The organism is Vibrio sp. B1FIG11 (genome assembly GCF_905175335.1).
Classification (GTDB): domain Bacteria; phylum Pseudomonadota; class Gammaproteobacteria; order Enterobacterales; family Vibrionaceae; genus Vibrio; species Vibrio campbellii.
This window is the reverse complement of record NZ_HG992751.1, coordinates 2,864,380-2,888,519: the sequence shown is the minus strand read 5'-3', so window position 1 is coordinate 2,888,519 and position 24,140 is coordinate 2,864,380. Positions and strand designations below refer to the sequence as shown.

The 24,140-nt window shown below is 45.7% G+C and carries 19 protein-coding genes and 3 pseudogenes; 13 read left to right on the top strand and 9 right to left on the bottom strand.

All coding sequences use genetic code 11. The features are described 5' to 3' along the window. The first annotated feature begins 101 nt into the window (after nucleotides 1–101). From KHO06_RS13300 to KHO06_RS13285, 4 genes are all read left to right on the top strand, one after another. A complete protein-coding gene (locus tag KHO06_RS13300) occupies nucleotides 102–3,482 on the top strand; it encodes an AraC family transcriptional regulator (protein WP_212582480.1) in 3,381 nt (1,126 codons plus the stop codon). A gap of 782 nt (nucleotides 3,483–4,264) precedes the next feature. Further along, on the top strand, nucleotides 4,265–4,492 hold the full coding sequence (locus KHO06_RS13295; RefSeq protein ID WP_005426705.1) for a FeoA family protein: 228 nt from the start codon (nucleotides 4,265–4,267) through the stop codon (nucleotides 4,490–4,492). Further along, on the top strand, nucleotides 4,492–6,768 hold the full coding sequence (gene feoB, locus KHO06_RS13290) for a Fe(2+) transporter permease subunit FeoB (RefSeq protein ID WP_212581741.1): 2,277 nt from the start codon (nucleotides 4,492–4,494) through the stop codon (nucleotides 6,766–6,768). The genes KHO06_RS13295 and feoB overlap by 1 nt, the downstream gene beginning before the upstream one ends. After that, the gene (locus KHO06_RS13285; RefSeq protein WP_005426709.1) at nucleotides 6,765–6,995 is read left to right on the top strand and encodes a FeoC-like transcriptional regulator; all 231 of its coding nucleotides are present in this window, start codon (nucleotides 6,765–6,767) and stop codon (nucleotides 6,993–6,995) included. Before feoB ends, KHO06_RS13285 begins: the two co-directional genes overlap by 4 nt. A gap of 109 nt (nucleotides 6,996–7,104) precedes the next feature. Here KHO06_RS13285 and KHO06_RS13280 read toward each other — a convergent pair whose 3' ends face one another. The 3 genes and pseudogenes from KHO06_RS13280 to argS form a co-directional block, all read right to left on the bottom strand. Then, complete coding sequence (locus KHO06_RS13280; protein ID WP_005426711.1) at nucleotides 7,105–7,626, bottom strand: YqhA family protein; 522 nt, start codon at nucleotides 7,624–7,626, stop codon at nucleotides 7,105–7,107. A gap of 150 nt (nucleotides 7,627–7,776) precedes the next feature. Next, nucleotides 7,777–8,205 (bottom strand): HIT domain-containing protein, encoded by a 429-nt coding sequence (locus tag KHO06_RS13275; RefSeq protein WP_212581740.1) that lies wholly within the window; start codon nucleotides 8,203–8,205, stop codon nucleotides 7,777–7,779. A gap of 125 nt (nucleotides 8,206–8,330) precedes the next feature. After that, nucleotides 8,331–10,063: pseudogene (gene argS / locus KHO06_RS13270) on the bottom strand (arginine--tRNA ligase). Between the two features lie 220 nt (nucleotides 10,064–10,283). On the opposite strand from argS, the gene KHO06_RS13265 reads away from it, so the two are divergent. Further along, nucleotides 10,284–10,880: a VOC family protein gene (locus KHO06_RS13265; RefSeq protein ID WP_045397483.1), complete on the top strand. Its 597-nt coding sequence runs from the start codon at nucleotides 10,284–10,286 to the stop codon at nucleotides 10,878–10,880. 71 nt (nucleotides 10,881–10,951) lie between these two features. On the opposite strand, the gene KHO06_RS13260 is transcribed toward KHO06_RS13265, so the two are convergent. From KHO06_RS13260 to purU, 3 genes and pseudogenes are all read right to left on the bottom strand, one after another. Continuing rightward, the gene (locus KHO06_RS13260; protein ID WP_212581739.1) at nucleotides 10,952–11,320 is read right to left on the bottom strand and encodes a hypothetical protein; all 369 of its coding nucleotides are present in this window, start codon (nucleotides 11,318–11,320) and stop codon (nucleotides 10,952–10,954) included. Nucleotides 11,321–11,324: 4 nt separating this feature from the next. Beyond that, nucleotides 11,325–12,954, bottom strand: a pseudogene (locus KHO06_RS13255) (serine protease). Nucleotides 12,955–13,160: 206 nt separating this feature from the next. After that, a complete protein-coding gene (purU, locus tag KHO06_RS13250; RefSeq protein WP_005428723.1) occupies nucleotides 13,161–13,994 on the bottom strand; it encodes a formyltetrahydrofolate deformylase in 834 nt (277 codons plus the stop codon). Nucleotides 13,995–14,243: 249 nt separating this feature from the next. On the opposite strand from purU, the gene KHO06_RS13245 reads away from it, so the two are divergent. The 8 genes from KHO06_RS13245 (at nucleotide 14,244) to rnd (ending at nucleotide 22,004) form a co-directional block, all read left to right on the top strand. After that, nucleotides 14,244–14,426 carry a hypothetical protein gene (locus KHO06_RS13245; RefSeq protein ID WP_005428722.1) on the top strand — a complete coding sequence of 61 codons (183 nt, stop codon included), beginning with the start codon at nucleotides 14,244–14,246 and terminating at the stop codon, nucleotides 14,424–14,426. Nucleotides 14,427–14,517: 91 nt separating this feature from the next. Next, nucleotides 14,518–16,443: an ATP-dependent DNA helicase gene (locus KHO06_RS13240; RefSeq protein ID WP_212581738.1), complete on the top strand. Its 1,926-nt coding sequence runs from the start codon at nucleotides 14,518–14,520 to the stop codon at nucleotides 16,441–16,443. 45 nt (nucleotides 16,444–16,488) lie between these two features. Continuing rightward, nucleotides 16,489–17,190 (top strand): tRNA (adenosine(37)-N6)-threonylcarbamoyltransferase complex dimerization subunit type 1 TsaB, encoded by a 702-nt coding sequence (gene tsaB / locus KHO06_RS13235; RefSeq protein WP_054822928.1) that lies wholly within the window; start codon nucleotides 16,489–16,491, stop codon nucleotides 17,188–17,190. 60 nt (nucleotides 17,191–17,250) lie between these two features. Next, nucleotides 17,251–17,556, top strand: a complete 306-nt coding sequence (locus tag KHO06_RS13230) for a hypothetical protein (RefSeq protein WP_005428720.1) — start codon at nucleotides 17,251–17,253, stop codon at nucleotides 17,554–17,556. Between the two features lie 25 nt (nucleotides 17,557–17,581). Beyond that, on the top strand, nucleotides 17,582–18,139 hold the full coding sequence (locus KHO06_RS13225; RefSeq protein ID WP_212581737.1) for a Slp family lipoprotein: 558 nt from the start codon (nucleotides 17,582–17,584) through the stop codon (nucleotides 18,137–18,139). A gap of 6 nt (nucleotides 18,140–18,145) precedes the next feature. Beyond that, complete coding sequence (locus KHO06_RS13220) at nucleotides 18,146–19,000, top strand: alpha/beta hydrolase (protein WP_212582479.1); 855 nt, start codon at nucleotides 18,146–18,148, stop codon at nucleotides 18,998–19,000. A gap of 106 nt (nucleotides 19,001–19,106) precedes the next feature. Continuing rightward, the gene (gene fadD / locus KHO06_RS13215) at nucleotides 19,107–20,798 is read left to right on the top strand and encodes a long-chain-fatty-acid--CoA ligase FadD (protein ID WP_212581736.1); all 1,692 of its coding nucleotides are present in this window, start codon (nucleotides 19,107–19,109) and stop codon (nucleotides 20,796–20,798) included. An 87-nt stretch (nucleotides 20,799–20,885) separates the two neighbouring features. Next, nucleotides 20,886–22,004: a ribonuclease D gene (rnd, locus tag KHO06_RS13210; protein ID WP_045370502.1), complete on the top strand. Its 1,119-nt coding sequence runs from the start codon at nucleotides 20,886–20,888 to the stop codon at nucleotides 22,002–22,004. Nucleotides 22,005–22,269: 265 nt separating this feature from the next. Here the strand turns inward: rnd and minE are convergent, their stop codons facing one another. The 3 genes and pseudogenes from minE to minC form a co-directional block, all read right to left on the bottom strand. Further along, complete coding sequence (minE, locus tag KHO06_RS13205) at nucleotides 22,270–22,533, bottom strand: cell division topological specificity factor MinE (protein WP_005437690.1); 264 nt, start codon at nucleotides 22,531–22,533, stop codon at nucleotides 22,270–22,272. Nucleotides 22,534–22,535: 2 nt separating this feature from the next. Next, a pseudogene (gene minD, locus KHO06_RS13200) lies at nucleotides 22,536–23,333 on the bottom strand (septum site-determining protein MinD); the annotation flags it as partial. Nucleotides 23,334–23,364: 31 nt separating this feature from the next. Further along, nucleotides 23,365–24,027: a septum site-determining protein MinC gene (gene minC / locus KHO06_RS13195; protein WP_212581735.1), complete on the bottom strand. Its 663-nt coding sequence runs from the start codon at nucleotides 24,025–24,027 to the stop codon at nucleotides 23,365–23,367. Between the last annotated feature and the right edge of the window lie 113 nt (nucleotides 24,028–24,140).

Sequence of the window (24,140 nt, the reverse complement as noted above, 5' to 3'; positions counted from 1 at the left end):
ATCAATAATTAGCGGCTCGAAATAACCATATAGCCACTCAGCTACGGAAAGCATGAGTGAATGATGAGACCGCACGTATTGATACATGTAAGGATTTTATCTTGCTGCGCCAAATAGCCCTATTTTTTGGGGCTTTTATCCTCTCATTTCAAGCAATTGCTTCAAGTGAAGCGAATGCGATCTTTTACCCTTTGCCGAATCAGGTTAAGGGCACTTTCATTGCAGCGAAAAAATTGTTCCTCGGTGAACAAGGTGGGCTCTGGATCCATGATGTTCATGGTCGTGTTCTGTTCTATGATGGTCAAACCACACTGCCAAAATCCGGTAGCTTCCTCAGAAACAAAGTAGAGCAGTTGGCTTACCACAAAGGTTCATTTTGGACATTTATTGAAAACGAGGTGTATCAAACTTATCCGAACCAAGAGCGCCGTTTAGTCTTTAGCCTCAACCCTGGCTCTCAGATCCGTAAGATTGGCTCATCCGGGAACTATATTTGGGTCAGTGATGGTGCGCAGTTCTATACCTATAATGTTGAAACCAGCGAACTGAACTCCTTTTCTCTATTACAGCTCTATCAGCATAGCAACAACAGTTACGTCTATATTAATGACGCTATCTTTGTCGAAACCAAGTGGGCATTGGCGACAACTTCAGGCGTATACCTATCAGAAGGCAGCAAGTTTAATCATGTTGTCTCATCGGGCAAAAATTACATTGAGAAAGTGTATTACTCCCATACTCGTCGTGAAATCTTAGTCGGTACTTTAAAAGGCGCGTTGATATTTAATATCTATGAGCCCGGCAAGCCTGTTATTAGAATCGGCGCTTCTCATGTCTTAACCTTTGCTGAAACCAATCAAGAATACTGGGTAGGGACAGAGCAAGGTCTTTATTTGTATTCCTTCTTAACTGGCGAAGTAACCCAAGTGACACCAGCAAGTTTTCTAGAACTAGAGCTCGCTAGCACCAAAATTTACTCGTTGCTGAACGATAATATGGGGGGAATGTGGATTGCCACCAACCAAGGCATTCGCTATTACTCTCTGTTTAGTAAAAAGTTTGAGCGAATTACGTTCAGCAGTTATGACCAGCAAATGCTCTCTGGTCGTATTCGGCAGACGCTTACCGGACCCGATGGTGCACTTTGGTTTGCGGACGATCATAAGTTGTATCGCTCGAACAATGGCAGCATTACCGATGTGTTGAATGTGTCGTCACAAATTAACGAATTTGCTTTTCAGGGAGAGAGGCTCTGGGTTGCCACGTCCACGGGTTTGGAAATATATAGCCTGAAAAACTTACAGCAGATGACATTCCCTTACCTCCAAGTTATCGCAGGCAAGACAATCGACCATATTACCGCTGATGGCCCCAATCGCCTTTGGATATCCAGTGGTTATCAGCTATTTAATATTGATGCTGTTAACCAGACTATGAGAAATTTTGGCAGCGAATGGTTAGTGAGTAAGTTCTTACCCGCGAAGATTACGCGTCTGTACGACAAGGAAGAGTTACTGCTGATAGGGACTGACCACGGCGTTTACGAGTATGACGGAGAGCGAATTCGCTTTAACCATTTTTCAGAAAAGTACGGTGAATCACTCGATATTATTACCGCAAATGATGGCTCGCAGTGGTTTGCTTCCGCCTATGGCGTTTTCAGAACCGTTCCGGGCAGCAATGAAAAACAAGTGATGGAGATGAGTGTCGCAAACTCTCGCCCAGCTTGTTTGCTTAGTGATTCGGAAGGGGTGTGGCTTGCTTCTTCTGTTGGCTTAAGTTACTACCATTTATCTGGACAGCTCATGAAGCATTACTCTTCTTCATCGGGCCTTATCAATAATGAATTCTTACCAGGCATTTGTAACGTTATCCGTCGTGCTGAAGATAGTGATCGCCAACTTATCTTTGGCTCTCAGTATGGGTTAGTTAAAGCTGACTCGTCTAAATTGCTGGTTTCTAACACGCCAGAATCTAAGCTTATTGTTAGCCAAGTCATGCTGGAAAATGAAGTGGTACAAGTGGGTAGTGCCTACTTAGAAGAGATGAAGCTGCCTTATGGGTCGTCCCTTAGTTTCCTTTTTGGTGTGATGCCCAAGCCTGACAATCAGAATTTGTATTATCGCTTAAATGAAAGTGAAAAATGGCAAACGTTAGAAGGTGGGCAATTAACGTTAGAACACCTGAATTCTGGCGATTACCACTTACAGGTTAGTAATGACTTACAACTGGCTTCGGGTCTGATTGGATTAGATTCCAGATTTACAGTGCTTAAACCATGGTATCTATCGAAGTTGGCCATATCGGGTTTTACCTTGGCTGTTATTGCGGTTCTTGCCCTTCTAATGTATTGGCGCTCACGCTATGTGCTGCAAGCTAACCGAGATCTGGCAGCTCAAGTTACGCTAAAAACCAATCAGCTGCGCCATCAAAGTCGAGTGTTGTTGACCAGTAACCAACAATTGAGAAAGCAGATTCAGGTAAGAAACCTGCTGGTGGATCATGTTGCTCAATCGATAAAGTCGAGTATTGATTCGATCGCGAACAAGCTTCCTATTGATGTGGATTCGGCAACTCAAGACCATTTATCCAAGACCTACTGGCAATTGAACGAGCTTAAAAGTGCTCCTGAAGACACCAGCAGCGGCAGTCAAAATTACAACTTAAGTCAGATAACCCAATCGGTGGTGGATGTTTGGCGCGAGGACTTTTCAAAAGCAGGCATTAATGTCGAACTGCAAGATGAGCAAAAGGCGAGCCGCATTTCACTAGAAAGCTTTAACCTCGATGTCATTTTTAACAGCATCTTTGCCAATATCATCAAGCGTTCGTTCCGGGGACAGTTGGTTAAATTAACACTGGAAGAGGGCAATGATATTGTCTCGCTGAGCTTCATTGACCATGGTACTCAGTTGCCAAGTAAAGCATCGACAATACGCCCAACGAGCACCAACAATGTTGACTTAAGTATGGATAACCTGCCTCAATTAGTTGCAGCCAGTGGCGGCCATTTATCGATGTTCACTTCTGATGCTCAAAATAAGATAGAGATTACGTGGCCATGTGCTCAAGAGCCAAGTCATGTTGAGGAGGCGCTTCCTGAGTTTGCTCAGACACAGCAACCTCAACAAGAAGAGATGTCGCCTGAGCAAGAGTGGTTAATGAAAGTGTATCAGTTAGTGGCTGAGCACTACCACGATCCAGAGTTTGGTACGGCATCTGCCGCTAAGATGTTGTTTATGTCTGAGCGAAGCTTGCAGAGACGATTTAAGTCGGCGTCGTCCAGAACACTAAAAGATTATGTAACAGAAGTCAGGTTGGAGACCGCATGTGAGCAGTTGCTAGCAGGTGAGAAGATCAGTGAAGTTGCCTTCAACTGCGGCTTCAATGACCCATCCTACTTTAGTCAGAAGTTTAAATTACACTTCGGGTTACCGCCGTCTAAGTTCGCGATGACACAAGAGAGCCAAACAAGCCTGTAGTTCTAATTCAAAGTTATCTAGCCCAGCTATTAGAGTTGGGCTTTTTTACGCTTGTAAGACGAGCGGTATCGTAAAGAACGCGATATGGATGCTAGGCAGAAGGGGAATAAGATTTAATCTGGTGGGATGCGGGATGCGGGATGCGGGATGCGGGATGCGGGATGCAAGGCTCGATCCATCTAACGAGGAATACATGTAGCACAATGGCGATATAAAATTGCGATAGGCAACGAGAATAATTGGTTTTTTCGAGGAAAACGTTTAGGGATTATAGGACGTTAAGTGATAAGCGAATGAAGAAAGAGAAGAAAAAAAATATCGTGGTATAGCCGGGGGGACTATACCACGGGTGTCAATGACACCTTCGCTTGCTGCCGGAGTGACATGTTGCCATGCCACCTCTGGAATTCTTTTGAGTGGCTATTGCCTCTCGATGGGTTAACTATACGAGACCTTACTTATTTTTCTTATAAAAATAACGACAGCTTTATGTGAGAAAAGCGACAAAGTTTTATTTTGACATTAAGTTGCTGTTTTTAAATGAAAATCAATGTTGCTCAACTTGGTTTGTTACGGTTGTGTTAATTTTGGTTAGCCTGAAAATATTCGATTTTGACGAAAGTGACGTGATATAACTTGACGGAGTTAACGTTAAACTGTCGGTGGTAATAGTGAAATCTTTGATTTCACACAATGATTAAGGTGATGTAGAAGAGTAGAATCGGCGCATTAAATAGTCTTAATAATAATATTTATCATTAGCAATACTCTTAAGGGCCACTATGAAGCTATCAGAAATTAAACCCGGAGAAACGGTGACCATCCGATTATTGGAAGGTCTCACATCGGATGTCAGAAAAAAGCTGATGGTTATGGGGTTGTTGCCAAACACAGAAGTAAAAGTGATTCGACGTGCGCCAATGGGGGATCCACTGCAAGTTGAAGTCCGTGGTGTTTCTGTTGCGTTGCGAGAAACCATTGCGCAGAACATCGAAGTGGAGCGAGCATAATGCAATACCAAATTCTTACTGTTGGTAACCCTAATAGTGGTAAAACTACGCTTTTCAATGGCCTGACTGGTGCTAAGCAGCAAGTCGGTAACTGGGCTGGTGTGACTGTTGAAAAGAAAACAGGTCAGTACAAACATGCTGGTGATGAGTTCTTACTGACAGACCTTCCGGGTATCTACTCTCTAGACAGTGGCAACGACAGTAACAGTATCGACGAATCAATTGCATCTCGTGCGGTACTTACTCATCCTGCTGACTTAATCATCAACGTGGTGGACGCAACAAGTCTAGAACGCTCTCTATATATGACGTTGCAGCTGCGCGAACTCGGTCGCCCAATGATCGTCGTGTTGAACAAGATGGACGCGCTTAAGCGTGAGCGCCAAGTCATTAACGTTGCAGAGTTAGAAAAAACATTGGGTTGCCCAGTGGTGAGTTTGTCTGCAACAAATAAAGGACAAGTTGCAGAGTTTAAAGAGAAGCTGCATAAGTCTGTGGTTCAAGGTGTTGCACTAAAAGAAATGTCTTTGAACTACGGCGAGCAAATGGAAGCGGCGATCAACAACGTTTCGGCTCTTTTCAATGATCAAACCGTTTCCAACCGTGCTCTAGCAATTCGTGCGCTAGAAAAAGACGCGTTGGTTCTTAATAGCATGTCTGATGCTGACCGCACCAGCGTTGAAAACACGATAGCTGAGCTTGAACTGGATGTTGACCTGCACGTTGCCGACACAAAATACACACATCTTCATGAAGAGTGTAAGAAAGTACGCCGTAGTGAAGGTAAGCTAAGTCGTAGTGTGACTGAAAAGCTCGACCAGTTCATCCTCAACAAGTGGGTGGGTATCCCGTTCTTCTTTGTTGTGATGTACCTGATGTTTATGTTCTCTATCAACATTGGTAGTGCGTTCATCGACTTTTTCGATATCGGTGTTGGTGCGATATTAGTGGATGGTGGTCATCACTTGTTAGATGGCCATTTACCAGTGTGGTTAGTGACGGTGCTTGCTGACGGTATCGGCGGTGGTATCCAGACTGTTGCAACCTTCATTCCGGTTATTGCATGTTTGTATCTGTTCCTAGCGGTACTTGAAAGCTCAGGTTACATGGCTCGTGCTGCATTTGTACTTGATAAAGTTATGCAAAAAATCGGTCTGCCGGGCAAAGCATTTGTACCACTGGTTCTTGGCTTTGGTTGTAACGTACCGTCAATCATGGCGACTCGTACCCTAGACCAAGAGCGTGAGCGTAAACTGGCTGCATCTATGGCGCCGTTTATGTCATGTGGTGCCCGTCTACCAGTATACGCGCTGTTTGCTGCGGCATTTTTCCCTGGTTCTGGTCAGAACATCGTATTTGCACTTTACCTACTTGGTATTGTGGCAGCGATCTTCACGGGTCTTTTCCTTAAGCACACGCTTTACCCAGGTAGCAGTGATAGCTTGGTGATGGAAATGCCGGACTACGAGCTTCCTACACTACAAAACGTTGTAATCAAAACATGGCAAAAGCTAAAGCGCTTTGTATTGGGGGCAGGTAAAACGATCGTCGTTGTTGTTGCTATTCTTAGCTTCTTTAACTCGCTAGGTACCGATGGCAGCTTTGGTAACGAAGACAGTAAGAACTCTGTACTTTCTAAAGCAGCACAAGTCGTAACACCAGTCTTCGCGCCAATCGGAGTTCAAGAAGATAACTGGCCAGCGACAGTAGGTATTATTACCGGTATTTTCGCGAAAGAAGCGGTGGTTGGTACGTTGAACAGCCTATACACCACACCAAGCGATGGTGAAGAAGCTGAATTCGATCTAATGGGCAGCCTAGAAGAGGCGGTAATGAGTATCCCTGAAAACCTTGCTGGCTTGAGCTACTCAGATCCGCTCGGTATTGAGGTTGGTGACTTAACAGACTCAAATGCAGTGGCAGAAGACCAAGAAGTTGATGCGTCTATCTTTGGTAACATTAAAGCGAAGTTCGCCTCCGGCAATGCTGCATTTGCGTACCTAATCTTTATCCTACTGTACACTCCTTGTGTGGCGGCGATGGGTGCCTACGTTCGTGAATTTGGCCATAAGTTCGCACGCTTTATTGCAGTTTGGACAATGGCGTTAGCGTACTTATGTGCAACGTTCTACAACCAGTTGACGCACTTCGCGGATAGCCCGATTACCAGTGGTATTTGGATGGCAGCGATCGTAGCTATCTTCTTTGGTACGTATCGTGTGTTCAAGCGAGTTGGCAAGAAGCAACAAGGTTCTCTAGAGGCGCAAGTAGCATGATTTTAAAAGAGCTTTATCAATACATTGCAGACAAAGGAACCGTCTCCCAGTCAGATCTGGCTAAGCAGTTTGGGATGAGTGAAGATGGTGCCGACGCAATGTTAAGCGTGTGGATTAAGAAGGGTAAAATTAGCCGTCTAGTCGACACCAATAAAGCTCATGACGTGACTCGAGTACGCTACTCGGTGACCAAGCAAGATGGTCTATCTCTGACAGTCACCATGTAGCGATTGTCAGAATTAGTCACCTAAAAAGTTATCACGTAAAAACGACAAAGCCGCATCTGTAATGATGCGGCTTTTCTTTTTCTGGTTATTGTTTGTGAATACTGCGGAATCAATGCTCTTCAGAGTGTTTAGTCGCACCTAAGCCTAGGAACTTCAAACCAAGACTTAAAACTAAAATCGAAATAGGCAATGTTAAGATCGTCCAATCTAAGCTGTCGAAGTTAATCAGTACGAGCTCTAAGAACTTCACAAACAAGATTACGATGATGACTTCAGCCAAAATATTTTTTAGGTGGCCGATGTTTGGAGTTCTGATCCAATGCAAAACCGACTGTTCTTGTGTTTTCGCTTTAGCTTTGTTGGAAATAAACAGTGTGTAGATGCCATGAGCAAAAATGAACAAAACTAACGCGACAAGAAACGTATCCAGTGACTTGATCAAATACGCGATCGCGATGTCTGCTTTATCTAAATGTGCGAGTGCTTCTGGAGGTGTTTGATTAAGAATGAAGACCGCAAATGCCGAATAGGTTTTTGCTGCGCCCATAACAAAAAGCAAGAACGAAGCAGCCATAGAACAGATGATGGCGATCCAGCTAACGTATCGGAATGTGTTGAAGACTTGTTTCATGATGACCCTCTCTAATTGAGCTGGCAGTCTAAACAAGTTTGATTTAAGTGATAATCCCAGAAAAATGAGAAAGATTGTTACAAATGTGTATTAATCTTTCTCTGTCTATTTCAGTCGTATTCAAAGACGAATTATTTTCGCTAGCAGTGCTTATGCTTTTTGGAAAATAGAGCTCAGTGACAGCACATTTTTAATGCGACCAAGCAATTCGTTTTGCTCTTCTTCTGTACGGAATTCACCTTTGGTGTTCCCCCAAACCGGTCCCGGCCATGCTACGTCATCTTTGAAGCGAGCGATATGGTGAATGTGCAGTTGTGGCACCATATTACCTAGTGCACCAAGGTTTAGCTTGTCTGGACGGAAGGTTGCTTCCAGTGCTTGGCTCACCGCTTGAGACTCTAGCAAAAACTGTTGCTGTTCTTGCATTGGCAAGTGGTGAAGCTCTTTTAGGTTTGCACGTTTAGGGACCAAGATAACCCATGGCACGGCGTTGTCTTTATGCAGAAGCGTCACACACAGTGGGAAGTGGCCGATAACGGTGGTGTCTTTTGCCAGTTGAGGGTGCAGTTCAAAACTCATTATATTATCCGATTTGAATTGAATGACATCAGTATACGCCAGATAAAACAAAAGGTTGACGCTTTCGCGCCAACCTTTCTAAATCGTCTCGAGTCTCGAGTCTCGAGTCTCGATTCTCGAATCGCTTACATACGCTCTAGAGTATCGATACCTAGTAGAGACAGACCTTGCTTGATGGTCTTCGCTGTTAGCGCTGCTAGTTTCAGACGGCTTTGTTTTACTGCTTCATCTTCAGCAACTAGGATAGGGCACGCTTCGTAGAAGCTAGAGAACTGACCTGCTAGTTCGAATAGGTAGCTACACATGATGTGTGGTTGACCTTCACGAGCAACAGATTGAACCGCTTCTTCGAACTGCATAAGTTTTGCGATAAGCGCTTTTTCTTTCTCGTCAGTGATCTTAATTTCACCTTGTAGATCATCCATAGAAACGCCAGCTTTAGCGAATACAGATGCTACACGAGTGTATGCGTATTGCATGTATGGTGCAGTGTTACCTTCGAACGCTAGCATGTTGTCCCAATCGAACACGTAGTCCGTGGTACGGTGCTTAGAAAGATCTGCGTATTTAACCGCTGCCATTGCAACTGTGTTAGCGATCGCTTTCTTCTCGTCTTCAGCTAGTTCTGGGTTCTTAGATTCGATCAGCTGTGCTGCACGAACTTCTGCTTCATCTAGAAGATCAGCAAGACGAACCGTACCGCCTGCACGAGTCTTGAATGGCTTACCGTCTTTACCTAGCATCATACCGAACGCGTGGTGCTCAAGAGATACTGACTCTGGAACGTAACCCGCTTTACGAACGATAGTCCAAGCTTGCATTAGGTGTTGGTGTTGACGAGAGTCGATGAAGTAAAGTACGCGGTCCGCGCCTAGTTCTTCGTAACGGTATTTCGCACATGCGATGTCCGTTGTTGTGTATAGGAATCCGCCGTCGCGTTTCTGAACGATAACGCCCATCGCTTCGCCGTCTTTGTTCTTGAATTCTTCAAGGAACACAACTTGCGCGCCGTCATCTTCAACTGCAAGACCTTGTGCTTTAAGGTCTGCTACGATCTTAGGTAGCATGTCGTTGTACATGCTCTCGCCCATTACGTCATCACGAGATAGAGATACGTTTAGACGATCGTAGTTACGCTGGTTTTGGATCATGGTTACGTCAACCAGCTTCTTCCACATTTCTGCGCAGAACTCGTCACCGCTCTGCAGTTTCACAACGTAGTTACGTGCTTTCACTGCGAATTCTTCGTCTTCGTCGTAGAGTTTCTTAGACTCACGGTAGAAGCCTTCAAGGTCAGCCAGTTCCATAGAAACTTCGCCAGACTCTTGCTGTACACGCTCAAGGTTTGCGATAAGCATACCGAACTGAGTACCCCAATCGCCGATGTGGTTCGCACGGATCACTTTGTGACCTAGGAACTCAAGAGTACGTACTACCGCATCACCGATGATGGTTGAACGTAGGTGACCAACGTGCATTTCTTTCGCAACGTTTGGTGCAGAGTAGTCAGCAACGATAGTTTGAGCTTCGTCTGCTGCAACGCCAAGGCGTGAATCAGCCAATGCTGCTTCCGCTTGCTTCGCTAGGAACTCTTCGCTTAGGAAAATGTTGATGAAACCAGGACCTGCGATTTCTGTCTTGCTCGCAATACCTTCTAGGTCTAGAACATCCAGTACTTTCTGTGCAAATTCTCGTGGGTTAGTACCCAGTTTTTAGCAACGCCCATTACGCCGTTTGCTTGGTAGTCACCAAATTGTGGCTTTGCTGATTGGCGTACCGCCGCAGGACTGCCTGCAGGTGCGCCAGCGGCTTCTAGAGCCTGAGATACTTTGTCATTAATAAGTGCTTGGATATTCACACGCGTTTCCTTCAATTCAAGGACGAAGAACTCGGCGAAGTAAGTGCCAAGTTCTGCTGGAGTTCACAAAAATGGGGCTAATGATAACAACTTTATTGCTTTTCATACAGAGAGGAATTGGGGAAATTTATACTTTTTCGATTGAATGGAAATGTGGCTTGGTTTGCGTTTACTATTGCGCGCAGAGTAATGAGATAAATCGCCCCATAAGAGAGCCACAATGACGACTCAACTAGTTGAAAAACGCCTAGCGCCTGAATTGATGATCCAAGATCTGGATGCGTTTATGGCGAAGATTGAAGAGCTTGCATCCCTGTTAAAACTGGATCTGAGCTTTGCTCAAGCTGACCATATTGCGCTGCGTATTAATGATACTGATACCGCAAAAGCTGCGCATGAAGCATGGAATCAATACGGTAAGGTGATTTCACAAGCGAAAATCAACGGTCGCCCGATTATTGTTATTGAATTCGACAAAGCGTTAGAAAGCCGTGGTTGGAAGATTGAGTGTCTTGAGCTGCCATACCCTGCGGAAGGCAAAATCTACCCAACTGAAAGCTGGGAACATGTGGAGTTTGTGATTCCGTCTCATGCCGAAACCGCAGATGAGTTTCTTGCTGATTTGAAACACACTTATCCAGCGTTTGGCGCACGCTTTAATGAGTTAGAAGAGCTGGGTGTGAAGATCAAACTATCGAGCCCGAAAGGGGAAGGCGAACGCTTGAATAACCCAACCGTGGCGTTTAAGTATCAAGGCATTTGTATCAAGCTGCACCCGCATTCACTCAAGCGTATTGTTGAGTCTGAGCAGTCGTAAACGCTAGAGTGAAGATTGCTTAGTTGTTGGAAGTAAAAAGGGAGCCGAGGCTCCCTTTTGCATGCTAACTATTATTTAGTCAGTGACTTGCTTTTTGGGTTTGTAATGGAAAGCTTTTTGCCTTGCAACTCTTCATCTAGAGGCAGTGTAAAAGTTTTGGCAAACGGCATTCGTTTACAATGATCCGCCTTGTCTCTAACGATAGTAATAAGAGCCTCTGTCTGTGAGCTTTGCTCTATTTTTAGGCTAAAGTCCTCGTTTTCACTGCAGCCGTTAGACTCTGTGATAAATGAAATCTGACTCTCACTTGTCCTATAAGCCTCTACCATCATTGTTTGGTGCTCAGACGTCTGGTTTGTTTGCAGTCCTGCGTTTGCTGAACATGCAGTTAAACTGATAGTGCCCAAACCAAGTAGGAATATCTTGAGTCTATGTTTCATCTCGTTACCTTTTTTTGCGTCGTACGAATGAACCTGCAGCCATTAACATCAGTAGGCCAATAGATAAACTGCCGCCTGAACTAGACTTTTTATTAAAGTTGGTACCAGTGTTGCCAGTATCGCCCGTATTATCTGTGCTGACTGACATATTTATATTACGAATAACTGCTTGCGCGCTGTAAATACCACTCGAATTCGGTTGTTTGAGGTATGCAAACGCTATTGTATTCGATGTTTTGTACAGATCGATCTGGAGCTCTTCATAAGCGAGGAGTTGGCTGGTCACATAGTTAACTTGACCATTAACAAAGATGGCAAAGTAATCAAAACCATCGGACATTACTTTGAGATCCATGGTAAGTTTGCCCTTCGGAAGATCGGTCAAAACCAGCTCAGATACACCAGGATAAGCTCCCATATCCGCTGATTGCAGTTCACCATTTTCAGTCGTCCAAGCGTTTTGACCGGTATAAACATTTGCGTCTGCTAGCGGAATGGCATTACGCACTGATCTGCTTGCTTTATCTACACCTGAATACTCGAAAGTTGTTGTGAGTTTGGACAGTTTCGGATGATCGGTAAAGAGCTCTATCGTTGTTGCTGATTCCGAATAGCTAGGTTGGTAGCCGACGGTAATTTGACAGCTTTGCGAAGGCTTTAAGGTACCAGTACAAGTGCTTTTCTCGATGGTACTTCCGTATGATATTGTGCTTTGGTAGATGTTGAATGGGATAGTATCGTCATTACGAATAGTAAAGGTCTCTTGCTGCGCTTTTCGCTCAACGAAACGAAGATCTCGGTACTGAGTGAAGCTGATAGTATTGCGATGGCTATCTATCCAACCATTGTGTTGAAAATGAGCGACGTTGGCGTAAACACCATAAGCGTTTGGTTGAGCACATCCATCCCCCCCAGCTGACCACGCCTAGCAATTTGTTGATACCGTTATCATCAACGATGAGTGGACCGCCGCTATCTCCTTGGCAGCTATCTTTTCCTCCCCAATAGTATCCAGCACAGATGCCATCATCTGATACGTTGGCGTAATCTCCTTCTAGGTTTTGGCAGGTCTCTCGATCCACATACTCTAAATCAACTTGTTGTAAAACAGCCGGAAATTCCCTTCCTGTCGTAGAGGTGTTTCCCCATCCTGCGACATGTACTTTATCTCCTGCGCGTACGTTAGCGAGAACTTCTGGCGTTGCAAGAGCAATAGTCGCGCTGTCGACACTGCGTTCCAACTCAATAAGAGCCATGTCATTGTTCGTTGTTTTGCTGTTATATGCATCATGTGAATAGATATTTTTAACGGCGATGCGCTGTGCTTGAGACTCTCTGTTTTTGTCATAAAGACCAAGAACGATATCCAGATCGTCCGCATTGAGGTCTTCTACGCAGTGCGCAGCAGTTAATACGTATTTTCCACCAAGGAAACTACCGCCACAGAAGTGACCAATAGATGCTGGCTGTCCTTTACGTACCAGTGAAGCAATAAACTTCCAGTCAGAAGTATTGGCTGGCTCACCGCCGATAATGCGAGTGGATACATCATTCTTAACAGGCTTAAGAGTATCTGCGATTGTGGTTGCTGGCAAAGTCAGCCCAATCAGAAAAGCCACTAACGTTTTTTTCATTTTAATTCCGTAATATTAAAGTGATTTTATAAAAATGATAATGAATTATAGATAGAGTCATTACTCGAGTAAATAGCTGAAAGAGGATGAAAAGCTATAAAATAGGGGAGTGATTCTTGGGATTTATTGCGGAAGATACTGTTGAAAAACAAACCCGCCAGTTAGGCGGGTTTATTCATAGTGAAATTGTAAAAAGAGAGAAGTAATTACAGAATAACCGTCTTATTGCCGTAGACAAATACGTGGTCATTGATCACTTTATTCAAAGCCTTGCTCAATACGTTCTTCTCTACATCGCGACCTGCTTGCGCCATATCTTGTGCGCTGAACGTGTGATCTACTGGAATAACGTCCTGCTTGATGATTGGACCTTCATCCAAGTCATTTGTCACGAAGTGCGCCGTAGCACCGATGATCTTCACACCGCGATCGTAAGCTTGTTGGTATGGCTTAGCACCGATAAACGCGGGTAAGAAGCTGTGGTGGATATTGATGATCTTGTGACGGTATTTCTCCACGAAAGTCGGAGTGAGAACACGCATGTATTTCGCCAGTACAAGGTAATCGGCATCATATTGATCAATCACTTCAAGCATCTTCTGCTCGTGCTCTTCACGGCTAAGATCTTCGTGAGTGACGTGATGGTAAGGGATATCAAAACGTTCAGTGAGTGTTTGAAGTTTGTCGTAGTTACCAACAACCGCAGCAATTTCAACATCTAAGCTGCCATCGTAAGTCTTCATCAGAATATCACCTAAACAGTGGGCTTCTTTGGTTACTAGGATGACGATGCGTTTACGGCGAGAGCTAATAAGTTTACGTTTTGCACCTTGTGGCAGCGCTTGGTCTAAATCGGCGAGTAGCGTTTGATCGTTGAAGTAACCCTCCAACTCGGTTCTCATGAAAAAGTGCCCACTGGTGTTATCAACAAACTCGTTATTATGAACGATATTCAGCTGATGCTTATAACAGATATTGGTGATTTTTGAGATCAAACCCGGTGCGTCAGAACAATGGGTTAACAGTGTTTTCTTTTCCATAAATCAGATACTTCCATGCATTATTTTTCTAGCGTACGAATAAAAGGGTCACGTCAGAAGCGTGAATCGTACTGCAATCTGACTTCATAAATAATCTATTCTCGGCGCGGTTTCAACAAATTATCCGTTGAAGCCCTTGTTTGGTGTGCTTCATTTGTTCATTTAAAACACCAAGGTTTACTCTGCGTTAACCCTCGAATTGATATAAGCGATTCAGTATTCGTGTGTTTAATGTCGAGGAGGTAAAGGATGCCTAAACATTTTGGTGTTTCTGATGAGGATTTCCGCCAGTTAATGGAACAATTACATTTGCTCAATGCAAACCAAAAATCTCTGTTGCAACGTCAACTGAGGAAACTAACCGTTTCTGAATCCATGAGCACTTTGTCGGAAGAGGAACTCTCGTTTCTGCAAACCGTATTGAGTCGTTGAGAGCGAATAGACAGAAATAGCGCAGCAGGTTGTCTGATTGAACAAGTATCTCTGATATACTCACGACAATTTTTCCAACCAGATGTCAGGCATGATCGCAAAAACATTCTCCTCTGAGGGCGCTTTAGGCAAAGCCATTCCGGGCTTTCAAGCTCGCCAGCCACAAATCGATATGGCAGAAGCCGTCAGCAGTGCGATCAAAGACCAAACTCAGCTGGTGGTAGAAGCCGGAACGGGAACGGGTAAGACCTTCGCTTACCTTGTGCCTGCGCTCTTGAGCGGCAAAAAAGTCATCATCAGTACCGGGTCGAAGAACCTACAAGAGCAGTTGTATCACCGTGACCTACCGTTGATGGTCAATGCTTTGGGCTTTTATGGACAAGTCGCGCTACTAAAAGGTCGATCCAATTACTTATGTTTGGATCGTCTAAGCCGACAAATGGTCGAGAGCCATACTAATGAAGCCGATCCAACATTATTGACCCAATTGGTGAAGGTTCGAACTTGGTCGTCTGAAACCAAAACGGGCGATTTAGGTGACTGTGATGATCTGCCAGAAGACAGCATGATCATCCCAACCATTACCTCAACCAACGATAACTGTTTAGGTAAAGATTGCCCGAGCTACACCGATTGTTTCGTCTTAAAAGCACGCAAACGCGCAATGGATTCGGACATTGTTGTCGTCAACCACCACTTGTTCCTTGCAGACCTCGCGATCAAAGAAACCGGCTTTGGTGAATTGATCCCTGAAGCTGATGTGTTCATCTTCGATGAAGCCCACCAGCTTCCAGACATTGCTAGCGAATACTTCGGACAATCGATCTCTAGCCGTCAGATTCAAGAGCTCGCTAAAGACATTGAGATTGCTTACCGCACTGAAGCAAAAGACATGCGCCAGCTACAAAAAGTCGGTGATAAGCTGATGCAAAGTGCCATGGATATACGCATCGTACTGGGTGAGCCGGGCTTTCGAGGTAACTGGCGTGAAGCTTTGCAATCGGAATCGATCAAACGTGAATTGGTGCGTTTAACCGATAGTTTAGATCTAGCGATTGATGTGTTGAAACTGGCGTTGGGTCGAAGCCAGTTGCTGGACACCGCCTTTGAGCGTGCCAACCTGATCAAAGGACGAATTGACCGCGTCTGTGATGTCGATATTACTGGTTACTCATACTGGTACGACACATCTCCACGTCACTTTGCTTTGCACATTACGCCGCTATCGGTGGCGGATAAATTCCATGAGCAAATCGAAATCAAACAAGGTGCGTGGATTTTCACGTCTGCAACCCTTGCGGTTTCGGGTGACTTTAAACACTTTACCGATCGTCTTGGATTGAAGCCTAAACAGCAGTTTTCGTTGCCATCTCCGTTCGATTACGAGAAGCAAGCACGTTTGTGTGTGCCTCGTTATTTACCAGAACCAAACAGCCCAGGCTTAGCCGACAAACTGGTGCGAATGCTTGCGCCTGTGATTGAAGAGAACGACGGGCGTTGTTTCTTTCTGTGTACTTCGCACAGCATGATGCGTGAGCTTGGTGAACGCTTCCGTGAAGTACTGGATCTGCCTGTGTTAATGCAAGGTGAGATGAGCAAACAAAAGACCCTTGCCGAGTTTATGGAACTGGGTAATGCACTGCTGGTGGCGACGGGTGCATTCTGGGAAGGGATCGATGTTAGAGGTGATGCGCTGAGCTGTGTTATCATCGACAAATTACCGTTTACTGCCCCTGATGATCCGCTACTCAAAGCCCGAATCGAAGATTGTCGATTACGTGGCGGTGAGCCGTTTGCAGAAGTGCAAATCCCGGATGCGGTTATCACGTTAAAGCAGGGCGTAGGACGTTTGATTCGAGACCAAAAAGACCATGGTGCCTTAATCATTTGCGACAACCGTTTGGTGACGCGTGATTATGGTGGCATCTTCCTCGGCAGTTTACCGCCAATCCCAAGAACACGGGATTTGGAACGAATCAAAACATTCCTAAAAACAGAACAACCTGCCGCAGACTAATGCGCTGTGGCATCAATAAATTAAAGAAGAATTGTAGAGAGTTACATGAGCGCAAAAATTCTTGCTATCGATACGGCAACTGAGAACTGTTCAGTTGCGCTACTGGTTAATGACCGAGTGATTTCACGCAGTGAAGTGGCTCCTCGTGACCACACTAAGAAAGTACTGCCTATGGTAGACGAGGTACTGAAAGAAGCGGGTCTGACTCTACAAGATCTAGACGCATTGGCGTTTGGTCGTGGTCCGGGCAGCTTTACTGGCGTTCGTATCGGTATTGGTATCGCGCAAGGTTTGGCGTTCGGTGCTGACTTACCAATGATCGGCGTTTCAACGCTGGCTGCGATGGCACAAGCAAGCTACCGCCTACACGGTGCTACAGATGCCGCGGTTGCGATTGATGCGCGCATGGGTGAAGTTTACTGGGCACGTTACACTCGCCAAGAAAACGGTGAGTGGGCAGGCGTGGATGCAGAATGCGTTATTCCACCAGCGCGTCTAGCGGAAGAAGCACAAGCAGACGACAAAACGTGGACTAAAGCGGGTACTGGTTGGGATGCTTACCAAGAAGATCTTGGCAAACTGCCATTCAACGTCACCAGTGGCGATGTTCTTTACCCTGATTCACAAGACATTGTGATTCTTGCTGAGCAGGAACTTAAGAAAGGCAACACAGTCCCAGTAGAAGAATCGAGCCCAGTTTATCTGCGTGATAATGTGACGTGGAAGAAACTTCCGGGTCGCGAATAATCGGACTTTTAATGATATGACAAAGTGCAGGGCGTTTGCCCTGTATTTTTATGGAGCGTTATGGCGTCTATCAATGGTTTACCTCCTGCGTTAATACCGGGTGCAAATCGCACCAATAAAGTCGGTAAAAAAGGGCAGGTAAAGAAAACTCAAGATAAGCAGTCCGTTGGTCAACCTTCTAAGGTGGCGAACGCCGTCGCGCATTCCATTAAGCAAGTGGATGAGTCTCAGATTCATCGCGCTCAAGTGCAATATGATTTGCCCGAGGGTCATGCTCGCAAAGCAATGGAACAGTATATGGACGTCATGAATCGAGCAAAGAAAGAGGAACTTGCTCAGTTACTTGGTGTCGATATCTATGTGTAAAACAACGAATTTATAGTGGGGGTTTATGAAACTTTCTGGACGTATTTTTCTGGTTATTATCGCGGCATTCGGGCTTTCTGCCTGTAGTTCTCTTCCTGAAGAGTTGAATGCAAGCACCGAGCAGGTTTTGACGGATTACAAAACCTTTGCCGAAGACCAAGGACAGGCTGCTAACGATGTCCGCCTTGGTGGTGTTATCGCTAAAGTGGATAACTTGAAAGACCAAACGCGTCTGGAGATCGTAAACCTGCCAATCAGCAAATCAGGTAAGCCGGATATTGACCAAGAACCAACGGGTCGCTTCGCAGTGTACTTTGATGGTTACCTAGAGCCGGTTGCGTTTAGCCAAGGCCGACTTATTACCGTTGTTGGTAAAGGCGCGGGCGAAGAAGAAGGCAAAATTGGTGAGCACCAATACATCTTCCCTGCGATCAAAGGCGATGGCTACCGTCTATGGAAGATTGAAGAGCGCGTACGTATGTACGACACGCCAACCTATTACTACCCTTGTTACTCCATTAACTGCCGTATGATGCGTTCGGATTTCCCGCAAGACGGCAAGATGATCAAGAAGGTTAAATAATCTGTGATGAATGAGCGCCGTTTTGCACTCCCAAATGGGAGCATGGCAGCCTTAGAGATCGGAAACGAAAAAACGACTGCTTGTTCAGTCGTTTTTCTTCATGGGTGGATGGACAACGCGGGCAGCTTCATAACCTTGATGAACGCTATCAATCAGTGCAATCCTGATCTTCATTTACTAGCAATTGATCTATTTGGTCATGGCTTATCCAGTCATAAATCCTCTGACAATTACTACCCCTTCCACGACTACATTGCTGATTTACACCAATTATTGGATGAATTATCGCCAAACAGACTGGTGTTAGTAGGTCATTCACTAGGCGCATTAATCGCAAGTTGCTATAGTGCTGCCTTTCCTGAACAGGTCGAAGCGTTAGTGCAAATTGAAGGAGCGGGTCCACTCGCAGAACTGCCTTCCAATAGCGTGAAACGACTGCGTGATGGTGTCCTTAGCCGACAACGTCAACGCAACAAACCGGAGCGAGCTATCGCTTCTTTCGATCTGGCGTTAAAGCTACGCATGCAAGCGAATCACCTGACCGCTGAGCAGTTGATGCCAATCGTAGAGCGCGGAACCGAATGTCGCGAGAACCAATGGTTTTGGCGACACGATGCCAAATTAAAGTGCGATTCTCTTTACCGCATGGCACAGGACCACGCGAACTCGATCACCAGCCAAATACGCTGTCCGCACCTGATCATTTTGGGTGACAAAGGATTTCAGCATTTACAGTCTAACCAAGTCGATTGGGGCGAAAATCCACCGAATGTGGTTTCTGTCGCGGGTGGTCACCATTGTCATTTAGAGCAAACACTCGAGGTGGCAAAGCGAATTCTTGGTGTAGTTAACAAAATTTAAACAAGTGTTTGAGAGTTACGTGCTCAAGCACGTTTGCTGTGCTGTAATAGTGCTCAAAATAAAAAGGACGCTATTTTTTAGCCAGTTATAAACGAGGAGTAACATCGTGGATAAACCATGGCTTTCACGTTATCCAAGTGACGTACCTGAAACCATCAATCCAGAGCAATATGAGTCTTTGGTAGAAATGTTCGAGCAGTCTGTTCAAAAATACGCAGACCAACCGGCATTCATGAACATGGGCTCGGTCATGACCTTCCGCAAATTGGAAGAGCGTAGCCGCGCATTCGCCGCATATCTACAAAACGAACTAAAGCTGAAGAAGGGCGACCGCGTTGCTCTTATGATGCCAAACCTGCTGCAATACCCTGTCGCGCTATTCGGTATTTTGCGTGCGGGCTGTATCGCTGTGAACGTGAACCCACTTTATACTCCTCGTGAGCTTGAGCATCAGCTAAACGATGCTGGCGCAACGGCGATCGTTATCGTTTCTAACTTCGCGAACACGCTCGAGCAAATCGTAGAAAACACGCCAGTGAAACACGTGGTTCTGACCAGTCTTGGTCAAATGTTGCCACGTGCAAAAGGGACGCTTGTCGACTTCGTGGTTAAGTACGTGAAGGGCATGGTGCCTAAGTACGATCTACCGGGTGCAATTTCAATGCGTAAAGCGCTGCAAAAAGGTCGTCGTCTTCAATACGTGAAACCATTTATGTCTGGCGATGATATCGCATTCCTACAGTACACTGGTGGTACAACGGGCGTAGCGAAGGGCGCAATCCTAACGCACCGCAACATGATCGCCAACGTAATGCAGGCGAAAGGCGCGTACGGTCCAGTTTTGGCACCAGGACGCGAACTGGTTGTGACAGCACTGCCGCTTTACCACGTATTCGCGCTGACGGTGAACTGTCTACTGTTTGTTGAAATGGGTGGCAACAACCTGCTTATCACTAACCCGCGTGATATTCCGGGCTTTGTGAAAGAGCTGCAAAAATACCAGTTCACTGCGATTACCGGTGTAAACACGCTATTTAACGCGCTAGTGAACAACGAAGATTTCCATGAGCTAGATTTCAGCAACCTTCGCCTAGCAGTAGGTGGTGGTATGGCCGTGCAACGTGCTGTCGCTGAAAAATGGCAAAAGACCACAGGCTGTTACCTACTAGAAGGTTACGGTCTAACAGAATGTTCTCCATTGGTGGCGGCTTACCCGCACGACCTAGTGGAATACAATGGTTCTATCGGTCTGCCTGTACCATCAACAGAAGTACGTATTGTTGATGAAGAAGGTAACGCACTAGCAAATACTGAGACAGGTGAGCTTCAAGTTCGCGGTCCTCAAGTGATGCAAGGTTACTGGCAGCGCCCAGAAGCGACCAAAGAAGTGATCAACGAAGACGGTTGGTTATCGACGGGTGACATCGTTAAGTTTGATGATGAAGGCTTCCTACACATCGTTGACCGTAAGAAAGACATGATTCTTGTGTCTGGTTTCAACGTTTACCCGAATGAAATCGAAGACGTAGTCGCACTGCACGGTAAAGTGCTAGAAGTCGCGGCAATCGGTCAGCCTCACGAAGTGTCTGGCGAGTTGGTGAAGATCTACGTTGTAAAACGCGATCCGAGCCTAACCAAAGACGAAGTGATTGCACACTGTCGCCAACACCTAACTGGCTACAAAGTGCCTAAGTTGGTTGAGTTCCGTGAAGACTTACCGAAGACCAACGTAGGTAAGATCCTTCGTCGCGTACTGCGTGAAGAGAACGACGCAGAGCTAGCGAAGAAGAGCGCATAAGCGGATTTCTTTGTGCAACAATCATTTATTGCCAAATAGTGTTAGAATGCCAGCGTTTTGCTGGCATTTTTTTATAGCGAGAAGCATGTGAACTATCAGATCATTACGAAAAACAAAGACCTAGAAGAAGTCTGCGCTCTAGCAAGAGAAGCCGACGTAGTTATGCTGGATACCGAATTCGTGCGAATCAGGACTTACTATCCGCAACTAGGTTTGATTCAGCTTTTCGATGGCAAACAACTTTCCCTTATCGACCCGACCGAACTGACCGATATGACGTCGTTCGTCGAGTTGTTAAAAGACACCTCAGTACTAAAAGTACTGCACGCGTGTGGTGAAGATCTAGAAGTCTTCCAAAATGCCTTTGGTTGTACACCATTCCCAATGGTGGATACGCAGTTGATGGCCGCTTTCCTAGGTCACGGCCTGTCGACGGGCTTCGCTACGCTGGTGGAAGAATACCTTGGCGTCGAGCTAGACAAGAGCGAATCTCGCACCGACTGGATGGCGCGCCCACTGACTCAAAAGCAGCTTGATTACGCCGCGGCCGACGTGCACTACCTAATGCCTCTTTACGAGAAGCTGTTAGATAAAGTGAACGAAGCCGGCTGGTGGGAAGCGGTTCAGCAAGAGAGCGACCTGCTGGTATCAAAGCGTATTCGCAACGTGAACGAAGAAAACGCCTACCTAGACATTAAAGGCGCATGGCAGCTAAGACCGGCTGAACTTGCGATTCTTAAGCCATTGGCAACTTGGCGTTACCGCGAAGCGATTAAGCGTGACCTAGCACTGAACTTCATCTTCAAAGAAGGTGATTTGCTGACGGTGGCTCGTCTTGGTTTGACTGGCTTTAAGAAGATGGAAGCGGAAGGCATCGACATTCGTGCGATTAACCGCCACGGTGCACGAATTGCGGGTATTGTGAAGCAAGCGAAACAAACACCAGCCGATGACTACCCAGCAAAAATCGAACGTTTGATGGATTACCCAGGCTACAAGCAAATCTTCAAGAACATGAAGGATGTGGTGAAGGTAGCGTCGCAAAAATCAGGCTTGGCGACCGAGTTCTTGGCTTCTAAAAAGCAGATCAACCAAATCATCAGTTGGGTATGGAAGAAAGACCGCGACCCAGCGCGTCTGCCGGATGTGATGCAAGGCTGGCGTCTTGAGTTACTCGGCGAGAAGATGAATAAGGTGCTGAAGTAAGTACTAATAAAAAAGGTTGGCAATATCGCCAACCTTTTTTGTAACACGCATTTGTCTTTTGTTTTGAGTCCCCATTTCAGCAGGACTAAGCCACAGGGTCATTCCAGTGAACCTAAGTGAGACTAGGAATCTACTGACAGCTCGCTTTGAATTCAAAACCTTTTATCCATAACCCGAGCATGCTAGTCATAGGTACTGAATCGCGTTCGTACCTCGTTGACCAGAATGACGAAAAGGAAGACTCTCAATTAAAGCCGAAAAGTAATTACTTCTCGTCTTCTGGCAACTTCACGTTGAGCTCAAGAACCGAAATATCATCGTCCTTGTGTTCAAACGTTAAATCCACCATGTTTGGATCAATCGCAACGTATTTGCTGATCACCTTCAAGATGTCCTCTTTCAATTGAGGCAAGTAAGAAGGCGCAGGATCGTTCTGGCTACGACGCTCAGCAACGATGATCTGCAAACGCTCTTTGGCTAGATTCGCAGAAGTTTTCTTCTGCGGGCGGAAAAATTCTAGTAGTGACATGTCTAGCCTCCGAATAGTCGTTTAAAGAGTCCTTTCTTCTCCTCAGTAAGGAAACGAAATTCAACCTGGTTGCCCAGTAGGCGGTCTACCGTATCAGAGTAAGCCATGCCTGCATCTGTGTTCTCGTCAAAGATCACTGGCACACCTTTGTTTGATGCATTCAGTACCGCTTGGCTTTCTGGAATTACGCCCAGTAGAGAAATGTGTAGGATCTCTTCTACGTCTTCAACGCTTAGCATCTCACCTTGTGTTACGCGAGAAGGGTTGTAACGCGTCAGTAGTAGGTGCTGCTTAACTGGCTCAAGACCTTGCTCAGCTCGTAGCGACTTAGAATCCAAAATACCTAGGATACGGTCAGAGTCACGTACCGAAGACACTTCTGGGTTCGTCGTTACAATTGCTTCATCTGCGTAGTACAGCGCCATCAGAGCACCTTGCTCAATACCTGCTGGAGAATCACAGATGATGAAGTCGAAGCCCATTTCATCCAATTCAGTGAACACACGTTGCACGCCATCTTTGGTTAGCGCGTCTTTATCGCGTGTTTGAGAAGCTGGAAGAATGAATAGGTTATCTGTGCGCTTGTCTTTGATCATCGCTTGGTTAAGCGTTGCTTCACCGTTGATGACGTTAACAAAGTCATACACCACGCGGCGTTCACAGCCCATGATAAGATCGAGGTTACGCAAGCCGATATCAAAATCGATCACCGCAGTCTTTTTGCCCTTAAGAGCCAGACCAGAGGCGATGGCTGCGCTTGAAGTGGTTTTACCAACGCCACCTTTACCAGACGTTACTACATAATGCGTGCCATTTTATTTCCTTTTTAGACTAAATCGTGAGTGTTTCTAGATGTAATGATTCTTCGGCTTTACTGATCATTACTTTCTTTTGCCAATACTCACTCTCAATTTGATCGCTCAACCAGTAATCTCCTGCAATGGAAACCAGTTCAGCTTGTAAATCGTGACAAATAATTCGTGCTTCTTGTTGGCCGCTTGCCCCTGCAATGGCGCGTCCGCGTAGAGTGCCATGAATGTGGATAGAGCCATCAGCAATCACTTCTGCACCAGCGCTTACGTGTGCTAGTACAACCAAGTCACCGTCTTTGGCGTAAATCTGCTGGCCAGAACGTACAGGCGTACGAACGATTTTGGTCGGCGCCATTTTCGCTGGTGCTTGAGTTGGAGATTTGCTCGCAGACATGATGGCGAAGCCCGTTTCTGAGGCAAGGTTTTGAACGCGCTTATCTTTACAGCCAGTCACGCCAACCGGAATAAACCCTGCATCGGCGATGCCTTGTTTAAGTGCGGTGAAATCAATATCGCCTTCTACTTTTGCTATATTGATAACCAGAGGTGCGGATGCGAAGAAAGAGGGTGCTTGAGAAACCTTTTCTTGCAAAAATTCGACAGTCTTAGCGATCTCGTTGTCAGAAAGGTGTAAAACTGACAATGTAAAACTGCTACCTTTAAGGTCAGGTGAATGGGTCATCGTGGACTTCTTGCCTTTATTGAAAGAGCGTTGCCTTAAACTAGGTCTGTCATGTTATATTTCATCCTTTAGCGCAGCAAGTTCTCAAGCGGGCAAATAAGTGAATTAATCTC

Bases quoted from the DNA above. Each gene is read 5' to 3' on its own strand.
- KHO06_RS13295 (WP_005426705.1), top strand. From the start codon at position 4,265: ATGAAGCTATCAGAAATTAAACCCGGAGAAACGGTGACCATCCGATTA.
- feoB (WP_212581741.1), top strand. From the start codon at position 4,492: ATGCAATACCAAATTCTTACTGTTGGTAACCCTAATAGTGGTAAAACT.
- KHO06_RS13285 (WP_005426709.1), top strand. From the start codon at position 6,765: ATGATTTTAAAAGAGCTTTATCAATACATTGCAGACAAAGGAACCGTC.
- KHO06_RS13280 (WP_005426711.1), bottom strand. From the start codon at position 7,626: ATGAAACAAGTCTTCAACACATTCCGATACGTTAGCTGGATCGCCATC.
- KHO06_RS13275 (WP_212581740.1), bottom strand. From the start codon at position 8,205: ATGAGTTTTGAACTGCACCCTCAACTGGCAAAAGACACCACCGTTATC.
- KHO06_RS13265 (WP_045397483.1), top strand. From the start codon at position 10,284: ATGACGACTCAACTAGTTGAAAAACGCCTAGCGCCTGAATTGATGATC.
- KHO06_RS13260 (WP_212581739.1), bottom strand. From the start codon at position 11,320: ATGAAACATAGACTCAAGATATTCCTACTTGGTTTGGGCACTATCAGT.
- purU (WP_005428723.1), bottom strand. From the start codon at position 13,994: ATGGAAAAGAAAACACTGTTAACCCATTGTTCTGACGCACCGGGTTTG.
- KHO06_RS13245 (WP_005428722.1), top strand. From the start codon at position 14,244: ATGCCTAAACATTTTGGTGTTTCTGATGAGGATTTCCGCCAGTTAATG.
- KHO06_RS13240 (WP_212581738.1), top strand. From the start codon at position 14,518: ATGATCGCAAAAACATTCTCCTCTGAGGGCGCTTTAGGCAAAGCCATT.
- tsaB (WP_054822928.1), top strand. From the start codon at position 16,489: ATGAGCGCAAAAATTCTTGCTATCGATACGGCAACTGAGAACTGTTCA.
- KHO06_RS13230 (WP_005428720.1), top strand. From the start codon at position 17,251: ATGGCGTCTATCAATGGTTTACCTCCTGCGTTAATACCGGGTGCAAAT.
- KHO06_RS13225 (WP_212581737.1), top strand. From the start codon at position 17,582: ATGAAACTTTCTGGACGTATTTTTCTGGTTATTATCGCGGCATTCGGG.
- KHO06_RS13220 (WP_212582479.1), top strand. From the start codon at position 18,146: ATGAATGAGCGCCGTTTTGCACTCCCAAATGGGAGCATGGCAGCCTTA.
- minE (WP_005437690.1), bottom strand. From the start codon at position 22,533: ATGTCACTACTAGAATTTTTCCGCCCGCAGAAGAAAACTTCTGCGAAT.
- minC (WP_212581735.1), bottom strand. From the start codon at position 24,027: ATGACCCATTCACCTGACCTTAAAGGTAGCAGTTTTACATTGTCAGTT.